The sequence below is a fragment of the Labrenzia sp. 011 genome (genome assembly GCF_003075075.1).
Lineage (GTDB): Bacteria > Pseudomonadota > Alphaproteobacteria > Rhizobiales > Stappiaceae > Roseibium.
Map to the genome: position 1 here is coordinate 127,708 of NZ_QCYM01000005.1, position 22,958 is coordinate 150,665.

The 22,958-nt window shown below is 62.6% G+C and carries 18 protein-coding genes; 8 read left to right on the forward strand and 10 right to left on the reverse strand.

Features of this window, described 5'->3' with window-relative positions:
* The first annotated feature begins 271 nt into the window (after positions 1–271).
* The 5 genes from xylF (at position 272) to xylA (ending at position 6,499) form a co-directional block, all read left to right on the forward strand.
* Positions 272–1,303 carry a D-xylose ABC transporter substrate-binding protein gene (xylF, locus tag DCO57_RS08040; protein ID WP_116698364.1) on the forward strand — a complete coding sequence of 344 codons (1,032 nt, stop codon included), beginning with the start codon at positions 272–274 and terminating at the stop codon, positions 1,301–1,303.
* Between the two features lie 176 nt (positions 1,304–1,479).
* Positions 1,480–2,769 (forward strand): sugar ABC transporter permease, encoded by a 1,290-nt coding sequence (locus DCO57_RS08045; protein ID WP_116698365.1) that lies wholly within the window; start codon positions 1,480–1,482, stop codon positions 2,767–2,769.
* A gap of 3 nt (positions 2,770–2,772) precedes the next feature.
* Positions 2,773–3,561: an ATP-binding cassette domain-containing protein gene (locus DCO57_RS08050; RefSeq protein WP_116698366.1), complete on the forward strand. Its 789-nt coding sequence runs from the start codon at positions 2,773–2,775 to the stop codon at positions 3,559–3,561.
* A 154-nt stretch (positions 3,562–3,715) separates the two neighbouring features.
* Positions 3,716–5,167 (forward strand): xylulokinase, encoded by a 1,452-nt coding sequence (xylB, locus tag DCO57_RS08055; protein WP_116698367.1) that lies wholly within the window; start codon positions 3,716–3,718, stop codon positions 5,165–5,167.
* A 12-nt stretch (positions 5,168–5,179) separates the two neighbouring features.
* A complete protein-coding gene (xylA, locus tag DCO57_RS08060) occupies positions 5,180–6,499 on the forward strand; it encodes a xylose isomerase (protein ID WP_116698368.1) in 1,320 nt (439 codons plus the stop codon).
* Positions 6,500–6,612: 113 nt separating this feature from the next.
* Here the strand turns inward: xylA and DCO57_RS08065 are convergent, their stop codons facing one another.
* Complete coding sequence (locus DCO57_RS08065; RefSeq protein WP_116698466.1) at positions 6,613–7,122, reverse strand: MmcB family DNA repair protein; 510 nt, start codon at positions 7,120–7,122, stop codon at positions 6,613–6,615.
* Positions 7,123–7,322: 200 nt separating this feature from the next.
* Between DCO57_RS08065 and DCO57_RS08070 the strand changes: the two genes are divergently transcribed.
* Positions 7,323–7,808 (forward strand): hypothetical protein, encoded by a 486-nt coding sequence (locus tag DCO57_RS08070; RefSeq protein WP_116698369.1) that lies wholly within the window; start codon positions 7,323–7,325, stop codon positions 7,806–7,808.
* 20 nt (positions 7,809–7,828) lie between these two features.
* Here DCO57_RS08070 and sulP read toward each other — a convergent pair whose 3' ends face one another.
* The 6 genes from sulP to DCO57_RS08100 all read right to left on the reverse strand — a co-directional run bounded on the left by sulP (position 7,829) and on the right by DCO57_RS08100 (position 15,676).
* A complete protein-coding gene (gene sulP, locus DCO57_RS08075) occupies positions 7,829–9,613 on the reverse strand; it encodes a sulfate permease (RefSeq protein ID WP_116698370.1) in 1,785 nt (594 codons plus the stop codon).
* Between the two features lie 259 nt (positions 9,614–9,872).
* Positions 9,873–11,549: a bifunctional protein tyrosine phosphatase family protein/NAD(P)/FAD-dependent oxidoreductase gene (locus DCO57_RS08080; protein ID WP_116698371.1), complete on the reverse strand. Its 1,677-nt coding sequence runs from the start codon at positions 11,547–11,549 to the stop codon at positions 9,873–9,875.
* Between the two features lie 127 nt (positions 11,550–11,676).
* Positions 11,677–12,570 (reverse strand): MBL fold metallo-hydrolase, encoded by an 894-nt coding sequence (locus DCO57_RS08085; RefSeq protein ID WP_116698372.1) that lies wholly within the window; start codon positions 12,568–12,570, stop codon positions 11,677–11,679.
* Between the two features lie 39 nt (positions 12,571–12,609).
* Positions 12,610–13,044 (reverse strand): DUF6691 family protein, encoded by a 435-nt coding sequence (locus DCO57_RS08090; RefSeq protein WP_116698373.1) that lies wholly within the window; start codon positions 13,042–13,044, stop codon positions 12,610–12,612.
* A 4-nt stretch (positions 13,045–13,048) separates the two neighbouring features.
* Positions 13,049–13,477: a YeeE/YedE family protein gene (locus tag DCO57_RS08095; protein ID WP_116698374.1), complete on the reverse strand. Its 429-nt coding sequence runs from the start codon at positions 13,475–13,477 to the stop codon at positions 13,049–13,051.
* Between the two features lie 141 nt (positions 13,478–13,618).
* Positions 13,619–15,676 (reverse strand): bifunctional DedA family/phosphatase PAP2 family protein, encoded by a 2,058-nt coding sequence (locus DCO57_RS08100; protein WP_116698375.1) that lies wholly within the window; start codon positions 15,674–15,676, stop codon positions 13,619–13,621.
* Positions 15,677–15,859: 183 nt separating this feature from the next.
* Here DCO57_RS08100 and pap point away from each other — a divergent pair, with 183 nt between their 5' ends.
* The gene (gene pap / locus DCO57_RS08105; protein WP_116698376.1) at positions 15,860–17,326 is read left to right on the forward strand and encodes a polyphosphate:AMP phosphotransferase; all 1,467 of its coding nucleotides are present in this window, start codon (positions 15,860–15,862) and stop codon (positions 17,324–17,326) included.
* 41 nt (positions 17,327–17,367) lie between these two features.
* Here pap and DCO57_RS08110 read toward each other — a convergent pair whose 3' ends face one another.
* Both DCO57_RS08110 and DCO57_RS08115 read right to left on the reverse strand, forming a co-directional pair.
* Positions 17,368–19,092: a Na/Pi symporter gene (locus tag DCO57_RS08110; protein WP_116698377.1), complete on the reverse strand. Its 1,725-nt coding sequence runs from the start codon at positions 19,090–19,092 to the stop codon at positions 17,368–17,370.
* A gap of 58 nt (positions 19,093–19,150) precedes the next feature.
* Positions 19,151–20,329, reverse strand: a complete 1,179-nt coding sequence (locus tag DCO57_RS08115; RefSeq protein ID WP_116698378.1) for an aminotransferase class V-fold PLP-dependent enzyme — start codon at positions 20,327–20,329, stop codon at positions 19,151–19,153.
* Between the two features lie 382 nt (positions 20,330–20,711).
* Between DCO57_RS08115 and DCO57_RS08120 the strand changes: the two genes are divergently transcribed.
* Positions 20,712–21,725: an N-formylglutamate amidohydrolase gene (locus DCO57_RS08120; protein ID WP_116698379.1), complete on the forward strand. Its 1,014-nt coding sequence runs from the start codon at positions 20,712–20,714 to the stop codon at positions 21,723–21,725.
* Between the two features lie 3 nt (positions 21,726–21,728).
* Here DCO57_RS08120 and DCO57_RS08125 read toward each other — a convergent pair whose 3' ends face one another.
* On the reverse strand, positions 21,729–22,910 hold the full coding sequence (locus DCO57_RS08125; RefSeq protein WP_116698380.1) for an FAD-binding oxidoreductase: 1,182 nt from the start codon (positions 22,908–22,910) through the stop codon (positions 21,729–21,731).
* Positions 22,911–22,958 lie beyond the last annotated feature (48 nt).

Consider the following 22,958-nt stretch of genomic DNA (forward strand, 5'->3'; position numbering starts at 1 on the left):
GCGCTCAGCTCTTCCCAAGGTGTTTCCTCTGTCCCGGGTTTCTCCCGGTTTTTCCGCCCTCATCCGGGGTTTTTCGGTCCCGTGGAGCAGAGATTTATAAAACCATGTTGACAGGAGCGGCGCTTTAGAGCAACTTTTTTTCGGACGCCAAAAAAAATAACAATAAGGTTGTCCTATTCTGAAGGCGCCGCAAAAAGGCGCCGGTCGAGCAGACATATAATTCAGGTGCAACCGCTTTTCGCGAGCTGTGCCAACTGGAGGAAACATCGCAATGCGTAAAATCACCACTTTGTTGGCGGGCGTTCTGCTGTCCGCGACCGCTATTCAAGTCGCGCAGGCGGCAGATCTTGTTGTCGGCGTGAGCTGGTCCAACTTTCAGGAAGAGCGCTGGAAAACCGACGAAGCCGCCATCAAGGGCGCTTTGGAGGCTGCCGGCGCGAAATACATTTCCGCTGACGCTCAGAGCTCTTCCGCGAAGCAGCTTTCCGACGTCGAGGCACTGATCGCGCAGGGCGCGAACGCCCTGATCATTCTGGCGCAGGATTCCCAGGCGATCGGCCCGGCTATTCAGGCAGCTGCCGACGAAGGCATCGCTGTTGTCGGCTATGACCGTCTGATCGACGATCCGCGCGCCTTCTACCTGACCTTCGACAACGTCGAAGTCGGCCGCATGCAGGCTGCCGAGGTCCTGGCTCTGGCGCCGAAAGGCAACTACGTCATGATCAAGGGCTCGCCGACCGACCCGAACGCGGATTTCCTCCGCGGCGGTCAGCAGGAAGTTCTTCAGGCCGCAATCGACACCGGTGACATCAAGATCGTCGGCGAAGCCTACACGGACGGCTGGCTTCCGGCCAACGCTCAGCGCAACATGGAACAGATCCTGACCGCCAACGACAACAAGGTCGACGCGGTCGTGGCATCCAACGACGGCACGGCCGGCGGCGTTGTCGCGGCCTTGACCGCTCAGGGCATGGACGGCATTCCGGTGTCCGGTCAGGACGGCGACCATGCGGCCCTGAACCGCGTTGCCAAGGGCACCCAGACCGTTTCCGTCTGGAAAGACGCCCGCGAACTCGGCAAGGCTGCCGGTGAAATCGCGGTTTCCCTGGCAGGTGGCACCAAGATGACCGACATCGACGGCGCGGCTGCCTGGACGGCTCCGTCCGGAACCGAGCTGACGGCCAAGTTCCTCGTTCCGATGCCGATCACCAAGGACAACCTCACCGCTGTTGTCGATGCCGGCTGGATCTCGAAAGAGGACCTGTGCCAGGGCGTCGAAAACGGCCCGGCTCCTTGTAACTGATAGCACGACGCATGTTGCAGGGCCCCGGTCGGATCACGGCCGGGGCCTTTGAACAGGGAAGGCTGCCGCGGAGTTTTTCGGGGAAGAGGTTCCTGTTCCTCACAGATGCTCCGGCGGGGCCCCGGAACGGGCCGCCCGATCCGCAAGCGTAATGGTCTCCAAGCAGGAGTGACCCCATGTCCGAAACCGCTCTGGCCGGGCAAAAGAGCCCGACAGCACGTAATCTAATTGCCGCATTGCAGCTGGACACCCGCTTTCTGGGAATGATCGGGGCGTTCATCGTCCTGTGCCTGATCTTCAATGTGTTCACGGACGGCCGGTTCCTGACACCGCGCAATGTTTTCAACCTGACGATCCAGACCGTGTCCGTCGCCATCATGGCGACCGGAATGGTGTTCGTCATCGTCACCCGCCACATCGACCTGTCGGTCGGTTCGGTTCTGGCCACCATCGCGGCGGTCATGGCGGTGGTGCAAACCGACGTCCTGCCCGACATTCTCGGTCTCGGTCATCCTGCCAACTGGCTTCTCGCGATTCTGGCAGGGGTGGTCGTCGGCGTTGTCATCGGGGCGTTCCAGGGCTGGATGATCGGCTATCTCGGCATTCCGGCGTTCATCGTCACTCTCGGGGGGCTGCTGGTCTGGCGAAATGTCGCTTGGTTCATCACCTCCGGTCAGACGATCGGTCCGCTCGACGAGACCTTCACCATGATCGGCGGCATCGGCGGAACCATGGGCGAAACCGGCTCATGGGTCTTCGGCATTGTGGCCGTTGCCGCCGCATTGTGGCTGCAGGTGACCTCGCGCCGCCGCAAGGCCTCCCACGGATTTCCGGTAAAGCCGATCTGGGCCGAGACAACGATGGCGGTGATCACCTCCGTCGCCATTCTCGGTTTTGTCTGGATCCTGAACTCCTATGACATTCCCAGGGCACGGCTGCAGCGGATTTTCGAAGCCAGCGGCGAAACCCTGCCGGAGGGCCTGACCATGGGCTACGGCATTCCCTATTCGGTGGTGCTTCTGATCGTCGTGGCGATCGTCATGACCGTGGTCGCCCAACGCACCCGTCTTGGCCGTTACATCTTCGCAACCGGCGGCAATCCGGATGCGGCGGAACTTTCCGGCATCAACACCCGCCTTCTGACGGTCAAGGTCTTTGCCATCATGGGCGGACTTGCTGCGCTGGCCGCCGCTGTTGCCGCGGCCCGTCTCGGCTTCTCGACCAATGACATCGGCACGCTCGACGAGTTGCGCGTGATCGCTGCGGCGGTGATCGGCGGCACGGCCCTGGCCGGTGGCGTCGGCACGATCTACGGCGCCATCCTGGGCGCATTGATCATGCAGTCGCTGCAATCGGGAATGGCGATGGTGGGCGTGGACGCACCGCTGCAGAACATCGTGGTCGGCACCGTTCTGGTTCTCGCCGTCCTGGTCGACATCATCTACCGCAAGCGCACGGGAGACTGAGTAATGACAACACCTCTCGTAGAACTGAAGGACATGTGCATCGCCTTTGGCGGCGTGCACGCCGTGGATCACGTCTCTGTCGATCTCTACCCCGGCGAAGTGGTCGGTCTGCTCGGGCACAACGGCGCGGGCAAGTCGACCCTGATCAAGATGCTCTCCGGCGCCTACAAGGCCGATGCCGGCGAGATCCGCATCAACGGCAAGGAAGTCCAGATCCATTCGCCGCGGGACGCGCGGGCGCACAACATCGAGACCATCTACCAGACGCTGGCGCTGGCGGACAATCTCGATGCGGCGTCCAACCTGTTCCTCGGCCGGGAACTCACGTCACCGCTGGGCTTTGTCGATGACGACGCCATGGAGGCGGAAACCCGCAAGATCATGGGGCGGCTCAATCCGAACTTCAGCAAGTTCCATGCGCCGGTGAAGGCCCTGTCCGGCGGTCAGCGCCAGTCGGTGGCGATTGCCCGTGCGGTCTATTTCAACGCCAAGATCCTGATCATGGACGAGCCGACGGCGGCGCTCGGGGTTCACGAAACCCAGATGGTGGCGGAGCTGATCGAGGAACTGAAGAAACAGGGCCTCGGCATTTTCCTGATCAGCCACGACATTCACGACGTCTTCCAGCTCTGCGACCGGATTGCCGTGATGAAGAACGGACAGCTGGTCGGGACGGCGCGCACAGGCGATGTGACGGACGATGACGTGCTCGGCATGATCATCCTCGGCAAATGTCCTGCGGGGGCTGTTCCCGGACCGGGTGCCTTCGTGGAGGACGTTCCGGCCGGCTAGACGACGGTCGCGGCCCGCGGGCATCTGCCTGCGGGCGCCGCTTCCCTGCGTGATGGCGGGGAGCGGTGGGCGATCCGGTCATGCGAGAGACACCATGCCGAATCCCCTGGCGGGGCCCGGCTTTCTTTTTCAAGCAAGTTGAGGAACGCACCTCATGTATATCGGTCTCGATATCGGCACGAGTTCGGTCAAAGCCATTCTCCTGAACGAGGATCAGTCGCTGGTCGCCTCGGCCACGGCCGAGCTGACAGTGCAGCGACCGCATCCGGGCTGGTCGGAGCAGGATCCGGACAGCTGGTGGACGGCGTGCCAGACGGTTCTCGATGCGCTGAAAACCAAGGCGCCCAGGGAGATGGCCGCAGTCCGGGGCATCGGCCTTGCAGGTCACATGCACGGCGCGACCCTGCTGGACGACGCGGGCATACCGCTGCGGCCGTGCATCTTGTGGAACGACGGCCGGTCCGGCAAGCAATGCGCCGAACTGCAGGTGGCGGAACCGAAGTTCCTGACGCTGGGTGGCAATCTGGTGATGCCCGGGTTCACCGCGCCGAAACTGCAGTGGGTGCGGGAAAACGAGCCGGAGATCTTCGCCAGGACCGCAATGGTCCTGCTGCCCAAGGATTATGTCCGCTTCAGGCTGACCGGCGACTATGTGGGCGATATGTCCGACAGTGCCGGGACGCTGTGGATGGATGTCGCCCGGCGCGACTGGAGCGACGACCTGCTGGCCGCCACCGGCCTGACGCGCAAGCACGTGCCGCGCCTCGTGGAGGGGTCGGAAAGTTCCGGAACCCTGAAGCCGGATCTTTGTGCCCGCTGGGGGATTGACGCCGCACCCGTTGTTGCCGGGGGCGGTGGCGACAATGCCGCTTCCGCCTGCGGCGTCGGCGCGGTGGACCCGGGCTCGGCCTTCGTTTCGCTTGGCACCTCCGGTGTGCTCTTTGTCACCAACGACAGGTTCTCCCCGAATGTGGAGGGGGCGGTGCATGCCTTCTGCCACGCGGTGCCGGACACCTGGCATCAGATGGGGGTCATCCTGTCCGCGACCGACAGCCTGAACTGGCTGGCCGGCACGCTGAAAAAATCGCCGGCGGAGCTGACCGGGCTTCTGGACAGGGTCGGCGGCCCCTCGCCGGTTTCCTTCCTGCCGTATCTCGGCGGGGAGCGCACGCCCCATAACGATGTCGATATCCGCGCCGGCTTCATGGGCATTTCGCATGAGACCGACGATGCGGACCTGACCCATGCGGTGCTCGACGGCGTGGCCTTCGCGCTGAAGGACTGCCTGCAGGCTCTGAGTGTTGCCGGTACGAAAGTCGACCGGCTGCTCGCGGTCGGCGGCGGATCGCGGTCGCGGGTCTGGCTGGAGATCATCGCCAGCCTGCTCGACGTCACGGTGGACGTGCCGGTGGACGGCGATTTCGGAGCCTCGCTCGGCGCTGCCCGCCTCGGTCATGCCGCGGCGCTCGGTACCACCGAGGGGATCTTTTCCAGGCCGCAACTCAAGGCCAGTATCGATCCCGTTCCCGCCCTGAGTGAAACCTACGCCGAGGCCTATGGCCAATGGCGGAAACTTTATCCGGCGCTCAAACAAGCCGGTTTTTGAGGAGACAAGAAAATGAGCACTGGATTCTTCGGCGATCTGAAGCCGATTCCCTTTGCCGGTCCGGACAGCACCGATCCCCTGACCTATCGCTACTACAACAAGGACGAGATCGTTCTTGGCAAGCGCATGGAAGATCATCTGCGCCTTGCCGTGTGCTACTGGCACAGCTTCTGCTGGCCGGGCACCGATCCCTTCGGTGGCGAAACCTTCAACCGCGCCTGGATGGCTGCAGGCGGCGACCCAATGGAACAGGCGAAGCTGAAGGCGGATGTCGCCTTCGAGATGTTCCAGATCCTGGGAATGCCATTCTTCACCTTCCACGACCGCGATATCGCGCCGGAAGGAAAAACGCTGGCGGAGAGCAACGCCAATGTGAACGCCATTGCCGACATCTTCGAAAGGAAGATGGCCGACACCGGTGTCAAGCTGCTCTGGGGCACGGCGAACATGTTCTCCAACCGCCGGTTCATGGGCGGCGCGGCAACCAATCCGGATCCGGACATCTTCGCCTATGCGGCGGCCCAGGTGAAAAACGCCATGGACGTCACCTATCGCCTGAAGGGCGAGAACTATGTCCTGTGGGGCGGCCGTGAAGGCTATGAGACACTGCTCAACACCAGCATGAAGCATGAACTCGACCAGCTCGGCCGGTTCCTCAACATGGTGGTCGAGTACAAGCACAAGATCGGCTTCAAGGGCACGATCCTGATCGAACCGAAACCGCAGGAGCCGAGCAAGCACCAGTATGATTTCGATGTCGGCACCGTCTTCGGCTTCCTCAAGGCCTATGGGCTGGAAAACGAAGTCAAGATGAACATCGAGCAGGGGCACGCGATCCTGGCGGGTCACTCCTTCGAGCACGAGCTGCATCACGCCCGGACTCTGGGCATTCTCGGATCCGTCGACATGAACCGCAACGACTACCAGTGCGGCTGGGACACGGACCATTTCGCCATGAACGTGCCCGAGCTTGCTCTGGCCTATTACGAGATCCTGATGGATGGCGGCTTCACGACCGGCGGAACCAATTTCGACGCCAAGCTGCGCCGCCAGTCCATCGATCCGGTCGATCTGATCCAGGGCCATGTGGGCTCGGCGGACGCCATCGCCCGTGGTCTCAAGGCGGCGGCCGCGATGATCGAGGACGGCCGCCTGAAAGGCTTCGTCGACGAGCGCTATGCGGGCTGGTCCCGGCCGGAGAACGCGGAAATCCTCGCCGGTGGATCCTCCCTCGAGGCACTGGCAGACCGGGTGCATTCGACCAATCTGGAACCGCAGCCGAAATCCGGCCGGCAGGAATATCTCGAAAGCCTGGTGAACCAGTTCGTGTGAACCGCTTCACCCGTCCGGCATGTGCCGGCGCCGGCTGGTGTGGGGTCGGTCAACGTCACAAAGGCCGCGGTCCAATCCGCGGCCTTTTTCATGCCAAGCTGCCGAAAAGGGTGTCAAACCCGGTCGAAGAACCGCAGCCCGTCGGGGTCGGACAGGTCATGCAGGCGGTTTGCCGCATTGCGGGCGAACCGCAGCGTCACCGATTTGCGGGTCGCGGCGGCAAGCTTGTGCTCCGGCGCCTCCCGGAGGATCTCGGCCCCGAAACCGTCCGCCAGGATCAGTCCCGCGTCCTCCGGAAAAATGTCTGCCGGCACATCCGGATGGGTGGCGAAATAAAGCCGGTCGCAATGCTGACGGTAGTCCGGCCACTTGGTGTCCGTCCTGAAATCGGCAATCGAGGATTTGACCTCGACAATCCAGAGCTCGTGTTTCGGGCCGAGCGCAAGAAGATCGGCCCGGCGGGCGGAGGCGAGGGTCACTTCGGGCAGACAGGAGAAATCGAGCTGACGCAGCAGCCGTGCGGTTCCGCGCCAGACCTTGAGAGCGGTTTCCGATTGTCGGCCGTCTTTCAAGGGATCGTCCAACTGAAGACGGCCGGAAGGCTGCCGGATGCTGTTCGTCATCGGAATTTTGTTCCACATTTGTTCGTTATTGGCAAGGCGTGCAATGCAAAAGTTGACGCGGGGCCGGAAATTGCGTGTTCTAGGGCCTGCCGCGTTTAAGCAAATTCAAGGGGCCGGGCGGTTTCCTGAATTCAATTCAACGCGACATGCTCCAGGACGAGCAACTCAGGAAAATGCACCGGGCGATCCGGGAGGGGTGAATGAGGTTTGAATTGTTGAGGGGATGTATCCTGTTGGCGGCATTGTGTGCCGGGGCAGGCGTACCTGCATATGCGGAAAAGGGGGATCTGAAATTCCAGGTTCCCAAATCCGCTCCCCTCCTGCAGGGGAGGACGCTCGATCTGCGGTTCGCCAAATTCGCACAGGGGATCTGGGTCTCTGACCTCGACTATTGTCCGGCGGAGAGCATCGACCGCAGCGCTCCGGGCACGACGCTGGCGATCTATCGCGGCCTTCTGGAAACCCCGGGCCGGATCTGCCAGGTCTATGGCGCGGAGCAAAGCGATGGCAGGACCCAGCGCGCGGCGATCAACTGCCTGTTGTCGGATGGCGGAGAAGCGATAGAACTGGTGACGGTTCAGCCCCGCGGGACGGATGTGCTTATGGTGCAGGAGGGCGAACGTCCTCCGGTCCCGTTCCGGTTCTGCCAGAAGATCATCCCCATCCTGAAGACGCCCACCAACTAAACGTCAAATAGGAATGTGCTCTAGATCTCTGGTCCGGACCACATGTCGGATCGGGCGGGTTTCTTGGGTGTCCGCGATTCCGAGATATGCGTGGTTTCCGGATCCAGGGTACACAGGGCCTCATACTGGCTGAGGAAGATCTGGCCTGTCAGGTGTTTCAGGAACTCCGTGTCCCTCAGCCTGTCCATCACCGGACCCTTCACCTCCGACAGGTGGAAGGTGACGCCGGAATCCGACAGACGGTGATTGATTTCCTCGAGACTTTCCAGCGCACTGGCGTCGATCTCGTTCACCGCCGTACACATCAGCACCACATGTTCGATGTTTTCCCGTTCCGCGACCAGGGCGTAGATCCGGTCTTCCAGAAACCGGGAATTGGCGAAGAACAGGCTTTCATCCACACGCAGGGAAAGAACACGGTCCCCGGTCACCACGGTGTGCCTGTCGATATTGCGGAAATGCTCGCTCCCCGGCACGATGCCGACAATCGCCATGTGCGGCCGGCTGCTGCGGTAAAGATAAAGCGCGATGGACAGGGCAACCCCGGAGACCACACCCTGTTCGACGCCGAAAAACAGCGTGATCAGGATTGTCGCCGCCATGGCGGCGAAATCGCTCTTCGAATAGAGAAAGGTGCGCTTGACCGCGCCCAGGTCCACCAGCGACAGCACCGCCACGATGATCGTCGCCGCAAGCGTTGCCTGCGGCAGATGGGTCAGCAGCGGGGTCAGGAAAAGCGTGGCCATGGCGATGCCGACCGCCGTGAAGGCACCCGCCGCCGGGGTGGCGGCACCGGCGTCGAAATTGACGACAGACCGGGCGAAGCCGCCGGTAACCGGGTAGCCGCCGGAAATGGCCGAGGCGATGTTCGAGGCCCCGAGGCCGATCAGCTCCTGGTCCGGGACGATCCGCTGGCGCTTCTTGGCGGCCAGGGTCTGGGCGACGGAAACCGATTCCACGAAGCCGATCACGGAGATCAGCAGCGCGGGGCCGGCCAGCGCCAGCCAGAGCTCGCTGTCGAAGGACGGCAGTTGCGGCATCGGCAGGCCGGAGGGTATGTCCCCGACGACCCGCACCCCCCGTCCGCCCAAGTCGAACAGCGCGGCGATGATCGTGGTCACGGCAACGGCGGCCACCGGACCCGCCTTGGTCAGGATATCGGCGAAAAAGGGTTTGAGGCCGAGGCCCAGCAGCAGCTTTTTCAGGCCCTTGCGCACCCAGAACAGGAACACCGTGGCGGAGCCGCCGATGGCGAAGGTGATCCAGTTGATCTGGTCCAGATTGCCGCCGATGGACACCAGGATATCGTAAAGCGTATGCCCTTGCGCGGGAACGCCGAGAATATGCTTGAGCTGACTGGAGGCGATCAGCAGGCCCGAGGCGGTGATGAAGCCGGATATCACCGGATGGCTCAGCAGACTGGCGAGAAAGCCGAGCCGGAAGAGCCCCATGGCGACCAGCATCAGACCGGACAGGAAGGCCAGCACGATCGCCGCGCCCAGATATTCCGGGGTGCCCTGCTGGGCGAATTCGCCGACGGCGGAGGCCGTCAGCAGCGACACGACCGCGACTGGACCGACCGCCAGCGCCCGGCTGGTGCCGAAGATCGTGTAGGCCACCAGGGGCAGGATGGAGGCATAAAGCCCGACTTCCGGCGGCAGACCGGCCAGCAGCGCATAGGCGAGCGATTGCGGGATCAGCATGATCGTCACGATGATCGCCGCGACCAGATCGCTGGTCGCCGTTTCCTTGTCGTACTCTCTCCCCCAGTCAAGAATGGGGAAATAGCGTTGAAACGATTTCATGAGCTTGAACTTTTTCACTGAAGGAAAACGGGGCCTGATCGTGCGAAATCTTCGGTTCGGGTCAGTTTGGCCAAGCGTAATGCAAGCCGCGAAGGGAGAGCCACAGGTTTCTCAGGTGGCGACAAGCTTGGTTGAAGTTCCCGCCCCTTGCCGACCCGGACTTTCGCTTGGTTGCAGCCGGGAGGACAAGGGGCGGGAACCCGTCCCGGTCGGGGCGTAGCCGGGACGGGCAGAGACGGGAGCCGGCGGGGCCGGGCAATTATGACGCCGAGATCTTTTCGGGTTTCGCCAGCCATTCCCGGCCGCGCAGCATGGCGCGCCAGTAGATGGGCGGCAGGAGGCGTTCCTTGAGGAACCAGGCAGCCCGCGTTGGCCTGGTCCCGTCCACCAGCCAACGCGGGAAGCTCGGCAACAGCGTTCCGCCGTAGCCGAATTCGGCAAGGACGATCTTGCCGCGCTCCACGGTGAGCGGACAGGATCCGTAACCGTCATACAGCGCCGTGGCACTGTGACCGCGAATGTCGGACACGATATTCTGTGCGACAACAGGGGCCTGCTTGCGCGCGGCGGCAGCGGTCTTGGCGTTGGGGGCGTTCATCACATCGCCCAGCGACCAGATGTTGTCATAGGTCTTGTGACGCAGGGTGGACTGGTCCACATCGACCCAGCCGGCGGCGTCGGCAAGGGGCGAGACGCGGATGAAATCCGGCGCCGTCTGGGGCGGGGTCACATGGATCATGTCGAAACCGACCTCGACCTGGCGGGCCTCCTTCTCCGGTTCCCTGACCTCGAAGACCGCCTTTTTCGCCGGCCCGTCGATGGAAACCAGATTGTGGAAGAAATTCAGGTCGATACCGTAGCGCTCCACGTAATCCATCAGCGCCGGGACGTAGTCCTTGACCCCGAACAGGACACCGCCCGCATTCATGAACTGGATGTCGATATTGCCGAGCCGGCCGGTTCTGCGCCAGTGATCGGCGGACAGATACATGGCCTTCTGTGGCGCGCCGGCGCATTTGATCGGCATTGGCGGCTGCGTGAACAGCGCCCGTCCGCCCTGCATGTCCTGCACGAGCTGCCACGTATAGGGGGCCAGGTCGTAACGGTAGTTGGAGGTCACGCCGTTCTTGCCCAGGGTCTCCACAAGTCCCTCGACACGGTGCCAGTCGAGTTTCAGTCCCGGACACACCACCAGGCGTCCGTATTTGACCACCCGGCAGCCGTCCAGAATGACGGCATTGTCCTTCGGTTCGAAAGCGGCGACCGCCGACTTCAGCCAGTGCACGCCCTTGGGGAGGAGCGACGCCATGGTCTTGGCCGTGTCCGCGGCGTCGAAGATGCCGCCGCCGACCATGGTCCAGCCCGGCTGGTAATAATGCACGTCCGCCGGATCGATGAGGGCGATGTTGAGGTCGGACTTGCGTGCCAGCAGGCTGGAGGCGACCGAAATGCCGGCCGCGCCGCCGCCGACGATCACGACGTCGTAGCGGGCGTCTTCGGCCGAGTCGGTCGGTGTACGCCCGCCGTTGGCGATCCGGCGCACCACGCCCGCCATGTCGTATCCGGCGGCTCTGGTCTGGGACAGGATATCCGCCAGAGGCTGTTTTTCCGCCTGGGAGAGGGACCAGAGCGTTGCCGAGCGCGTACCGGTCCGGCAATAGGCCAGTACCGGCTTTGGCAGTGTTTCCATGAGGTCGTTGAAGGCCGTCGCGTCCTCGTCCCGCACCTTGCCGGCGACAATGGGCAGATACCGGACTTCAATACCGTGCTTCCTGGCCTCCGCTTCGATTTCCTCGAAAGTGGGCTGGTCCGCGCCTTCCCCGTCCGGCCGGTTGCAGATGACGGAGCGGAATCCCTGCCGGGCGATATCCGCCAGCTCTTCGGGGCGGATCTGGGGGGACACGAATATTTGTGAGTTGATTGGCTTGATGGTCACAGCCGTTGCCTCCCGGCGGGTTCGGTCGCCGGATCGGACCCGGACGCCTCCGCTCCTGCACCTTTCGGCGCATGGGAGCGGAGGAGCCTTCCTCCCGATCCTGGCGGATGTTCAGGGACTGTCGGCGTCAGAGGGCGTTTACCGGCACCTTCAGGAAGGTCTTGCCGCTTTCGTCGGCGGGCGGCATCTTGCCGCCGCGCATGTTCACCTGCAGCGAGGGAATGATCAGCCGCGGCATGTCCAGCTGGGCGTCGCGTTCGGTACGGAACTTGACGAAGTCCTCCTTCGTCTTGCCGCCGCCGACGTGGATATTGTGTTCCTTTTCCGCGCCGACCGTGGTTTCCCAGGCGATGTCGCGGCCGTTGGGGCCGTAGTCGTGGCACATGAACAGGCGCATCTCGTCCGGCAGGGCGAGCACCTTCTGGATGGAATCGTAGAGGGTGGCGGCGTCGCCACCGGGGAAGTCGGCGCGGGCCGAGCCACCATCGGGCATGAACAGGGTGTCGCCGACAAAGGCGGCATCGCCGACCACATGCACCATGCAGGCGGGGGTGTGGCCGGGAGTATAAATGGCAAAGGCCGTCATGCCGCCGATCTGGTAGGTGTCTCCGTCCTTGAACAGCCGGTCGAACTGGCTGCCGTCGCGCTGGAACTCGGTGCCTTCGTTGAAGACCTTTCCGAAGGTGTCCTGAACCACGGTGATCTTGTCACCGATGCCCAGCTTGCCGCCGAGCTTCTGCTGGATATAGGGCGCGGCGGACAGATGATCTGCGTGAACATGGGTTTCGATCAGCCATTCGACCTCGAGGCCCTTGGCCTTGATGTGGGCGATGATGGCGTCGGCATGATCGTAGGTGATGCGGCCCGCCGCGTAGTCGATGTCCATGACGCTGTCGATAACCGCGCAGGCATTGGACTCCGGATCCTTGACCACATAGCTGATCGTGTTGGTCGCCGGGTCGAAGAATGCTTTGACATCCGGTTTTACGGTCATGTCGACCGGGTAATTCGAACTGCTCATTGCTCTCTCCGTTGTTGGAGCCGGTCCTGGATTGTAGCCTCAGGCCTCGGCCGCTGTCTTGCGATAGCTCAATTGGATCATCCATCTTGCGGCCAGAATGCCGGCCAGAATGGCCGCTCCGGTCACGATGGGGGCCGTTCCCAGTCCGAGGACCGGGACCAGTCCGCCCGGGCAGAAGCCGGTCAGTGCCCAGCCGGTTCCGAAAACGACGGATCCGCCGATGAGCCTGACGTCCAGGTCCGTCTTCGTGGGCAGGCTGAAGGCATTTGCCAGCAGAGGCCGGCCCATGCGGAAGACCAGACTGTAGCCGATGGCGGTCACCACCAGGGCGCCGCCCATCACGAAGGCAAGGCTCGGGTCCCAGGTGCCGGCGATGTCGAAGAAATTCAGGACCTTGGCCGGGTTTCCCATGCCGGAGATCAGGATGCCGCAGCCGAACACAAGGCCAAAGACGAATGCGAGAAGAGGTTTCATGTGATCAGCCTCCGAAAACATGACGGGTCAGGAATACGGTGATCACGGCCGCCGACATGAAGGTGAGGGTGGCGACGATCGAGCGGGCCGACAGACGGGATATCCCGCACACCCCGTGGCCGCTCGTGCAGCCGGAGGCATAAGTCGTGCCGAGTCCGGTCAGGAAGCCGCCGACCAGGAGAAGGGGCGTGGGCGAGGGCACGGAGATTTCCGGCATCCGGCCGGTCAGCGCCAGAAGGACCAGCGGGCTGACGACCATGCCGGCGAGAAAGGCGGCGCGCCAGGCCCAGTCCGAATTGACATGCGTGCTCAGGAAGCCGCTCAGAATGCCGTTGATGCCGGCAATCCGTCCATGCACGGCCATCAGGGCGACGGCGGCCAGTCCGATCAGCATTCCGCCCGAGAAACTGAGGAGAGGTGTGAATTCGGTCATCTTGAGCCTCTTATTACGATATATTCGAATATATGAATATAGAAGAGGATTTCAAGCATAATCTGCCGTCGTGCATGCGGCAGAGTCCCGCTGCACCCGGCGGCAGGACAGGCGGGCGGGAAATCCCGGCCGCCGCAGCCCCTATTGGGCCGGTGCGGGAGTGGGCGGAGCTGGTGTCTCGCGGGCGGTAGCGGGAGCCCCGGGGCCGGCAGCAAGCACGACCCGGGTGCCATTGCCACGGGTGCGGGTCACCGCGCCGGGCATCAGCAGGGCAGGATTGTCCGCCGGATCGGGAACATGAACATTGGTTCTGGGACCGGAAAACTCGCCCATCGGCCGCAGGATGTTTTCATGGACGACGCTGCCGAGATACAGCGGCAACAGTCTCCCGGTCTTCAGGATTTCATAGCGGCTGGGCCACAGGCGCAGCACCCATCGGCCGCCGTCGCGATTGTCCGGGTCCCTGCGGATGAGCACGAGGGCGGGCTGACGCCCGTTCTGGGTGCGGGGCATAATGGGCAGGGAATCGGGCGATGTCTCGCCCTCCACGAAGCCGGTTGCCGTCGACAGCGACCATTCCGGAGGCTGCTGCCAGCCCCCCTCGCCGGTGATCTGCGCGAACCGCTCCAGCGACCCGGCATACTGGATGACAAGCGGTTCCTCGGTGTCGCCATTGAGCTCGATCCGCTGCGCGGGCAGCAGACGCCAGCCCCCGTCGGCCCATCCGGACGTCGTCAGCACTTCCTTGTTCGAACGCGGCTCATAGGTTCGCAGGGCATGCTGGTAGCTTTGCGCAAGATGCCAGCCGCCGAAGATGCCAAGGGTCAGGATGGCAATGGCGGCAACCGACGCCCGTCCGATTTTCTCGTTGTGGATGGGACCGAAGACGAAGGCGAAGGCGGAGACCATCGCCGTTCCGAAAAGGAGACCCGCCAGCACATCCGACATCCAGTGGGCGCCCAGATAGACGCGGGAAAAGCCGATGGCGATCACCAGCGTCGTTGCCACAGTGAAGATGCTCGCCTTGGCCCAGCGATTGAGGTCGTGGGCAATCAGCACCGCGCAGATCCCGTAGAGGACGGTGTTCAGCGTCGCATGACCGCTGGGGAAACTGTAGGCGTCCGCTCCGGCGTAAAGCTCGATCGGCCGCGAGCGGTGCAGCAGCAGCTTGAACAGCGGCACGAAAAGCGCCGTACCGGCCATGGCGATGACGAACCCCGTCCCGCGTCTCCAGGCCTTGCGCAGGAAGAGATAGGCGGCAACCGCCACCGTTACCGCCGTCACGACGATTCCGTCGCCCAGGGTGGTCAGGAAGACCATGATCCGGTCGCCGAGCGGCGTGCGCAGGCTGTCGAACAGGTTCATGATCGCAAGGTCCGCGCGGACCATCGGCTCGCCCGGCGCGACTTCGCCGACCACCCAGAAAAAGGCCGGTGTGGAGATCAGCAGCAGCAGCGCGGAGGCGAGCATGCCCACGGAGCGCGGGTGCGCGGGATCGAAATTGCACGCGATCCATTGCGAGATCCGGCCCGGCCGCCTGGCGAACCAGGCGACGGTGGCCGCATGGGCATTGGGAAACAGCGGCAGGATGATGAGGATCAGCCAGCGGCCGAGCATCACGGTCAGGAAGATGATGAACAGCAGCGCGCCGAGAACCAGTGCGAGGCGTCCGCTGATCTGGCCGATGGCACCGAGGGCGGAACCGGCAAGAATGCCCGGCCCCAGATGGGCGACGGTCCAGGCGAGGGCGGACGTGATGTTGACGACCGAAAAGCGCGAGAAATTCATGCCGGCCATGCCGGCGATGCCGGGAACGACAGATTTGACCCCCGGCACGAAACGTCCGAAGAACACGCTCTTGCCGCCATGCCGGGCGAAGAACCTTTCGCCGCTTTCGATCATGTGGGCGTATTTGCGCAGCGGCCACATGCTCTTGATCTTGTCCTTGAACGCATAGCCGATCCAGTAGGAGATCGCATCGCCCGTCGTGGCGCCCAGCGTGGTCCAGATGAACACCGGCATCAGGTCCAGCTTGCCGAGGCCCACAAGGGTTCCCGCACCGACCAGCACCACCGTGGACGGCACGAACAGGCCGATGATGAAGAGCGCTTCGCCCATTGCGGCCAGAAAACAGATGAGCCCTGCCAGCGACGGGTTGTCGGCGATGAAGGTCAGGACAGGATCGAAATATTCGGTCACGGACGTCAGTCGGTTGATGAAAAAGGCGTTTCCAGGATCAGTTGCCGGGCGGTTAGATCGCCTCTCTGATTCGAATATGCTTCATATAAAGGTGTATCCTTCCATCCAATAGCGAAAAAACGGTTTCTCCTGATCCGAAGCTGTTTAACAATGACGGGACCACTGGGCCCCATGGAGGTTTTTATGTTTGAATCGGCCAAATTGCCGCAGAAAATGAACAAGAAGACCTTCAAGAAACTGGAGCCGGAGCTCCGGGAAGCCCTGCTGGCGGCGCAATTGCCGATGATCGAGAACAAGCCGTTTTCAACCCTGATCCTGGTGGACGGCCTCGACGGCGCGGGCAAGGGCGAGGCCGTTGCCAGGCTCTACGGGTGGATGGACGCCCGTCATCTCGTCTGCAATGCCTATGGCGAGCCGCTGGACGAAGCCCGCCGGCGCCCGCCGCTGTGGCGCTACTGGCGGGACCTGCCGGCCAAGGGCGACACGGCGATCGTCTTCGGCAGCTGGTATCAGTCGGTTCTCAGGGACTGGATCTACAAGAAGATCGATGAAGACGCCTTCGAAAAGATGCTGGTCCGCATCCGCCGCTTCGAGGAAATGCTGGCCAATGAAGACGTATTGATCCTGAAATTCTGGTTCGTCCTGCCCAGGGAGGTGCAGGAGGAGCGGCTGAAACAGATCAAGAAGAAACACGCGGCCCGTCATGTGCTTGCGGACTGGGCCGCCCTGAAGCACCACAAGAAGGCCAGCGAGGCAGGCGAGAAGATCATTCTTGAAACCAGCAAGGGATTTGCCCCCTGGTTCGTCATCCCCTCGCAGGACCCCGAATACCGCGACGCCGCACTCGCCCAGACCGTGGCTTCCGCCATGAAGCTGAAGCTGAACGAGGGCGAGACCCATTCCGTTTCCGCCCCGCCCGTTGTCGGTGGCCTGCAGAAGGAAACCGCGGTCGACATGATCGACCTGACCGAGAAACTGGACAAGGCCGAATACGAAAAGCAGCGGGACAGATACCAGAAGATACTGTCCGAACTTTCCGACCGCAAATCCATGTCCAAGACCGGCGTCGTTCTGGTGTTCCAGGGCAATGATGCCGCCGGAAAGGGCGGTGCCATCCGAAGGGTGATCCGGCCGCTCGATCCGCGCATCTACAAGGTTCATCCGATTTCTGCGCCGACCGACGAGGAGAACGCCCGGCCCTATCTGTGGCGCTTCTGGCGCCGGGTTCCCCCCAAGGGGCATTTCGCGATCTTCGACCGGTCCTGGTACGAGCGTGTGCTGGTCGAGCGGGTGGAAGGCTATGCCGGGCACGAGGACTGGCTGCGGGCCTATAACGAGATCAACGAGTTCGAACAGGAACTGACGGATTTCGGCTATATCGTCTGCAAGTTCTGGCTGGCGATTTCCGAGGAAGAACAGCTGCGCCGCTTCAAGGCGCGCGAAGACACCGCCTACAAGCAGCACAAGATCACCGACGATGACTGGCGCAACCGTCTCAAATGGGATCAGTACGCGATCGCTGCAGGGGACATGATCGACCGGACCTCGACGAATTACGCGCCCTGGACACTGGTTTCCGCCGAAAACAAGAAACATGCCCGCATCAAGGTCCTCAGGACGATCTGCGAGAGCCTGGAGGAACGGCTCTGAAACCGGCATTGCGGCCATAGCCCGGAGAGCGGCCGGATCGCTCAGGCCGGAATGCTGTGGAAGTCGCTGTAGAGCGTGCGCGCGGTCTTCACCAGGTCGCGCGACATGTGCTTGCAGATGGCACTTGCATTGATGAGCGTGGCGCCTTCCGCGGACGTGATCTTCCGGCTGCGGATCAGGTCGTCCACTTCGTGGAAGATCTTGTGGTCGAGGAAATCCGCATCCCGGCGCAATGCCTTGAACGCGTCCCGGGTCCGCAGCTCCGGGGCCTGGCTGAAGAGCTCGAAAAGCGCGCGCAGCAGCTTTCCGATCACCAAACGGATAGAATCCATTTCCTGAAGGAATTCCGGGCTTTTGTCGTCGGCATTGCGGCTCGCGATCATGTTGAGAACGGCGCTGTTCTTGACGATGTCCAGCATCCGGCGGTCGGCGAGCCTGATGATCTGGATCTGGTGTTCCTGGGCCTCGGACAGGCTGTGATTGGCGAGAATTTCCGACGAATAACGGATCATTTCCTCGAAAAGCGGTTCGATCCGGCTCAGAAAATACGCCTGCGTGTCATAGGGCTGAATGGGGCCTGCCTGCCGGAGCCAGGCCTCGAAGGGAAGCTTCGACTGTATCTGCCGACGCGACAGGGAAAGACTGTGCGCGACGCTTTCGAACAGGGCATTGTTGAACAGCCTCCGGGATTCCTTCAGGAAGGCGTCGACCGCCGTTTCGGGATATTTGATCGCCGATGCGGTGAGATATTTCGGCACCGCGAATTCCACTCCCGGATCGGGTTTTTCCGGAATGATGCGCGTCACCAGGGCCGCTATCCGGGAGACAAAGCCGATCTGCAGCGAGACATTCAGGATGTTGAAAATGCTGTGAAACAGGGCGAGGCCGAGCGGAATGGCTGCCGGGTCCTCGAGGGGCGATCCGCCTCCGCCCCGGATGACGAGTTCGTTCACCAGACCTGTCAGCGGCCCGAGAAGTGTCAGCGCCCAGATCACGCCGATGACATTGACGAAAAAATGCGCAAGGGCGGCCCGTCTGGCATTGGCGTTGGCCACCAGCGCAGCGAGGTTGGCGGTGATGGTGGTGCCGATATTCTCTCCCAGGATGATCGCGGTGGCCGCCTCGAACGGCAACCAGCCCTGGCTTGCCGCCACAATGGTGATCGCCATCGTCGCGCTGGAGGACTGAAGGCCGACGGTCAGGATGGTGCCGATCAGCAGAAACAGCAGCGTCGAGAAGAAACCATAGCCGGAGACGGTTTCGATGAAGGTGTAGACGGCAGGATTGTTTTGCAGATCCGGCACTGCGTCCTTCATGAACTCCAGGCCGATGAACAGCAGCCCGAAGCCGATGACGATGCCGCCCCATTTGCGCGCCTGGCCGCCCGGCGCGGAAAACAGCGCGAAACCGACCGCCATCATCGGCACGGCGATGGCGGTCATGGACAGGCCGAAGCCGAGAAGGGCGATCAGCCAGGCGGTGAATGTGGTGCCTATGTTGGCGCCCATGATGACCGGGATGGCACCGGTGAGCGGCAGCAGGCCCGCATTGACGAAGCTGACGACCATCACGGTTGTCGCCGAGGAGGACTGGATGACACAGGTTATGAAGACGCCGATGGAAAGCGCCTTGAAACGATTGGAGGTCAAGTCGCCGAGCGTGGTCCTGAGACTTCGCCCGGCAAGCTCCGACAGGGCATCGCTCATGACCTTCATTCCGTAAAGGAACAGTCCGAGCGCGCCGGCCAGGTTCAGCAGGATCGTCATGTGTCACCCGTGTTCAGCGGATGGCGGCTTCTACCACGGCAGCGAATGTCGCGATATGTCAAATGGCTTCGGCCAGATAATCCATGGCGGCCTGAACACCGCCCCGCCCGTGCGGGATACCCAGCCTGGTCAGGCCGAGCTCGATCGCCGCCAGCGTACCGAGCAGCATGACGGCGTTCACATGGCCCATATGGGCGATCCGGATGCCCTTGCCGGACAGGGCGCCGATGGCCCCGCCGATGGTGACGCCGCAGACTTCCTTGGTGAAGTTCCGCAGGGCGGCCACGTCGCCGTCCTCGAGGCGGACCACGGTGACGCTGTTGGAGCGGGCATGCGCATCGGAGATGCTGAAGTCGAGCGCACCAGCCCGGGACCATTCCGTGACAGCCCGCCGGGTCGCCTCGGCCAGCAGCGCGTGCCGGTGCCAGACCTTCTCCAGGCCTTCCTCGAACAGGAGTTCCAGGGCTCTGCGGAAAGCGAAAAGCAGGTGCTCGGGGGGCGTGCCGCAGTATTTCTGGTAATGTTCGGGACCCTGGCGGAAAGTCCAGTCCGTGTAATTGGTCCTCAGATCGGCGGTTTCGTGCGCCTTGTCCGCCCTGGGGCCCGCCGCCACGAAGGCAAGGCCGGGAGGGCACATCAGCCCCTTCTGTGAGCCGGTCAGCGCCACGTCGACCCCCCAGGCATCCATTTCGAAGGGCATGCAGCCAAGCGAGGCGATCGTGTCGACCATGAAGAGCGCCGGGTGGCCGGCCGCGTCGATGGCTTTGCGAAGCGCGGCGATATCGTTCCAGACGCCCGAGGCCGTATCGACCTGGACGACCAGGACTGCGGCGATCTCGTGGGCGCTGTCCTGTCTGAGCCGTGCTTCCAGCCGCGCGGGATCGACGCCCTTGTCCCATTGGCCGGGCAGGACCTCGACCTGAAGACCGGCGATGCCGCCCGCCTCGCCCCAGCCAAGCGCGAAGCGGCCCGATTCCAGCACCAGAACCTTGTCGTTGCGTTTCAGCGTGTTGCACAGCGCCGCGTCCCAGGCGCCATGGCCGTTCGCCGCGTAGATATAGGTCCTGCCCTCCGTGCGGAACAATCGTCTGAGGCTGTCGATGCAGAATTCGGTGGTTTCCAGCAGCGGTCCCTCGTAGATATCGACCGCGGGCCGGTGCATCGCCCTCAGGACTTCATCCGGGACATTGGTAGGTCCCGGGATCATCAAAAACTCTTTGCCATTGCGAAGGGACATGGCGGGTTCCTTGTTCGAAGTTCGGGTCCGGAGCTGGAAGGATGGATCGGCAAGGGCTGCCGCGGGAATGTTCAACCGGAAAATTGCCTGCCACGGCAATTCCGTCAAGCGGGGAAAGCGGATTGTCGGCTTTCGCAGACCGGTCGGCTGACGAGGATCTCGGGGAAAAAGTTAACGCAGGGGCAGAATTTAAGGTGGTTGAGATCGGGATTGCAGCCCAGGGTTAATATTGGATAGGGAATTGATTTACATGGTGAAAACTACGCATCCTGACGAAGGTATGCATTGCCGTATTCCTAAAAAAATAAGAAAATGTCTTGTTTCCGTTAAGTAAATTCTTCAAGTTGAGTACCGGTCAACTCGGTCGGTTAGGTGTTGCAACATGATCCTGGTTGAAGAAGGACAAAGTCCGCTCATTCTCTGTCTGCCGCACAGCGGAACGGAAATCCCGAATGCTGTGCTCAATCGGCTGAACGCAACGGGGCGGCTTCAGACCGATTTGGCGTGGCGCCTCGAACGTGTGTTCGGATTTCACGGAGATCTGGATGCGACATTGGTGCGCTCCTCGATTTCCCGATATGTCATCGACGTGGACAAGAGCCCCAGTACGCCGGTCAGCGCGGCCTGGGATCCGGCGGCCGCTCTATGCCCGGCCACCACAATTGACGGCAAGAAAATCTATCAGGACGGCGAGGAGCCGGGGCCGACGGAGGTCGAGCAGCGCTCGCTTCTTTTCTTCATGCCGTTTCACCGGGCCCTGCGCAAGCAGATCGACCGGCTGCAGCGCTCGCACCGCAATGTCGTGATCATTGACTGTCAGTCCATGCGCTCGCACATCAAGGGAGTGACGGATACCGGATTGCCTCTGGTCAGCATAGGCAGCGCCGGGGGAACCTCCTGTGATCCGGACCTTCGCAATCTCCTCGTCGGAACGTTCCGGGGCCGCGAGGACTATTCGGTCGGTGGGGACGAATATGCCAAGGGTGGCTTTATCTCCGAGTCCTACGGCCAGCCGGACCGGGGCATCCATGTGGTGACCCTGCTTCTGGCGCAGCGTTCCTATCTGCGCCATGAATCCCCTCCCTTCGAGCCGGACAAGAGCAGGCTCGCGCGGTTGAGCGCGGATCTTGCCGAAGCGATGGCCGGTGTGGTCGACTGGGCCGGGCGTTCGGAAGACGCTACAGGCGTGGCGGCGTCATCGCGGAGCGAAACGATGCCGGAATCCGGCATGCCGGAAAAGGGTGCCGTTCAGCGGAAGGCGCGGGTAGGGGCCGCCACAGCGGATCGCGCAGCGGAGATCGTTCCCGTCGATCCCATGATCCTGCCGAAAGTGTCCGGAGCCCGGATGGCGGATGTGGACGAAATTCCGGTCACACCGCTGCTTGTTGCCGAATAGCGGTCAGACGACGTTTTTCTCAAGGATCGGCCTTTGCGCCGCCAGCCTGTCGACCGACAGCGGCGACAGGTCCAGGCTCTGATAGGTGCCCGTTGTGATGAGTTCCGCCAGTCCCCGGCCGACGGCCGGCGACTGCTGCAGCCCGTGGCCGGAAAATCCCAGCGCCAGATAGAAGCCCTCCAGACCGGGAACCGCGCCGATGAAGGCGTTGTGGTCGAAGAGGTTCATGTCGTAGGTGCCTGCCCAGGACGGTCCCGGACGGATGGCCTCGAAAGCGGGGATCCGGGCGGCAAGAGCCGGCCATATGTGTTCTTCGAAAAGGTCATGATCGACTTCGAAATCGGAACAGTCCGTATCCCGGTCAGCAGGCGGTGCCGATCCGCAGATATAGCCTGTCCCTTCCGGGCGCACATAGGTGCCGGTCGGGTCGACCAGCAAGGGGAAACGGTCCAGCTTTTCGCGGCAGTCGAAGGTGAAGACGCAGCGTTTGCGGGGCACGACCGGCACCTCCAGCCCGGCCTGCCGGCAGATTTCCGTACCTCCGGACGCGCCGGCGCAATTGACGACGACGGGTGCCGTCACACTGTCGCCGTTCGACAGCCTCACGCGCCAGCCACCGGCTCCGTCCGCTTCCACCGAGGCTTTCGCCGAAACATATTCGACCCCCAGCGCACGGGCCTTCTTGCGGAAGGCCTGCATCAGGCCGTAGCCGTCGAACCAGCCTTCCCCGGTCCGTCCGTGACAGCCCGCGGCAAGATCGGCGACCTCCAGCCAGGGGAATTTCTGCTTCAGCTTCGCCGCATCGTACATGCCGATATCCGCGCCGAGCTCCTGCTGCAGCCGGTGGTTTCGTTCAAGAATTCCCACTTTGTCCGGCGTTGCCAGAAAGAGATAGCCACCCTCATGCAGGTCGATGACGGGGCGCTCCCCGTTCACGGCGAGCGCGGCGCCGATTTCCCTCAGGAACCGGATGCCATACAGGGAGATCTCGATATTGATGGCGGTGGAAAACTGTTGCCGGATGGAGGCTGCCGAGCGGGCGGAAGCGCAGGTTTCATAGGCGGGGTCGGCTTCAACGACGACAATGCGGCCGGTGAAATCGTCCCGGCCGGCAAGATGGCAGGCGACGGACGCGCCCATGACGGCACCTCCGATGATGACGACATCCGCTGTCCTGTCCTTCATGCACCCTCCCTGAAGCCACCGGCGCTCACGGGAACGCCGGCAAGTTGA

Coding starts and splice junctions, on each gene's coding strand:
- DCO57_RS08050 (WP_116698366.1), top strand. CDS start 2,773: ATGACAACACCTCTCGTAGAACTGAAGGACATGTGCATCGCCTTTGGC.
- sulP (WP_116698370.1), bottom strand. CDS start 9,613: ATGAAATCGTTTCAACGCTATTTCCCCATTCTTGACTGGGGGAGAGAG.
- DCO57_RS08045 (WP_116698365.1), top strand. CDS start 1,480: ATGTCCGAAACCGCTCTGGCCGGGCAAAAGAGCCCGACAGCACGTAAT.
- DCO57_RS08070 (WP_116698369.1), top strand. CDS start 7,323: ATGAGGTTTGAATTGTTGAGGGGATGTATCCTGTTGGCGGCATTGTGT.
- DCO57_RS08125 (WP_116698380.1), bottom strand. CDS start 22,910: ATGAAGGACAGGACAGCGGATGTCGTCATCATCGGAGGTGCCGTCATG.
- DCO57_RS08095 (WP_116698374.1), bottom strand. CDS start 13,477: ATGACCGAATTCACACCTCTCCTCAGTTTCTCGGGCGGAATGCTGATC.
- pap (WP_116698376.1), top strand. CDS start 15,860: ATGTTTGAATCGGCCAAATTGCCGCAGAAAATGAACAAGAAGACCTTC.
- DCO57_RS08085 (WP_116698372.1), bottom strand. CDS start 12,570: ATGAGCAGTTCGAATTACCCGGTCGACATGACCGTAAAACCGGATGTC.
- xylF (WP_116698364.1), top strand. CDS start 272: ATGCGTAAAATCACCACTTTGTTGGCGGGCGTTCTGCTGTCCGCGACC.
- DCO57_RS08115 (WP_116698378.1), bottom strand. CDS start 20,329: ATGTCCCTTCGCAATGGCAAAGAGTTTTTGATGATCCCGGGACCTACC.
- DCO57_RS08120 (WP_116698379.1), top strand. CDS start 20,712: ATGATCCTGGTTGAAGAAGGACAAAGTCCGCTCATTCTCTGTCTGCCG.
- DCO57_RS08110 (WP_116698377.1), bottom strand. CDS start 19,092: ATGACGATCCTGCTGAACCTGGCCGGCGCGCTCGGACTGTTCCTTTAC.
- DCO57_RS08065 (WP_116698466.1), bottom strand. CDS start 7,122: ATGACGAACAGCATCCGGCAGCCTTCCGGCCGTCTTCAGTTGGACGAT.
- DCO57_RS08090 (WP_116698373.1), bottom strand. CDS start 13,044: ATGAAACCTCTTCTCGCATTCGTCTTTGGCCTTGTGTTCGGCTGCGGC.
- xylB (WP_116698367.1), top strand. CDS start 3,716: ATGTATATCGGTCTCGATATCGGCACGAGTTCGGTCAAAGCCATTCTC.
- xylA (WP_116698368.1), top strand. CDS start 5,180: ATGAGCACTGGATTCTTCGGCGATCTGAAGCCGATTCCCTTTGCCGGT.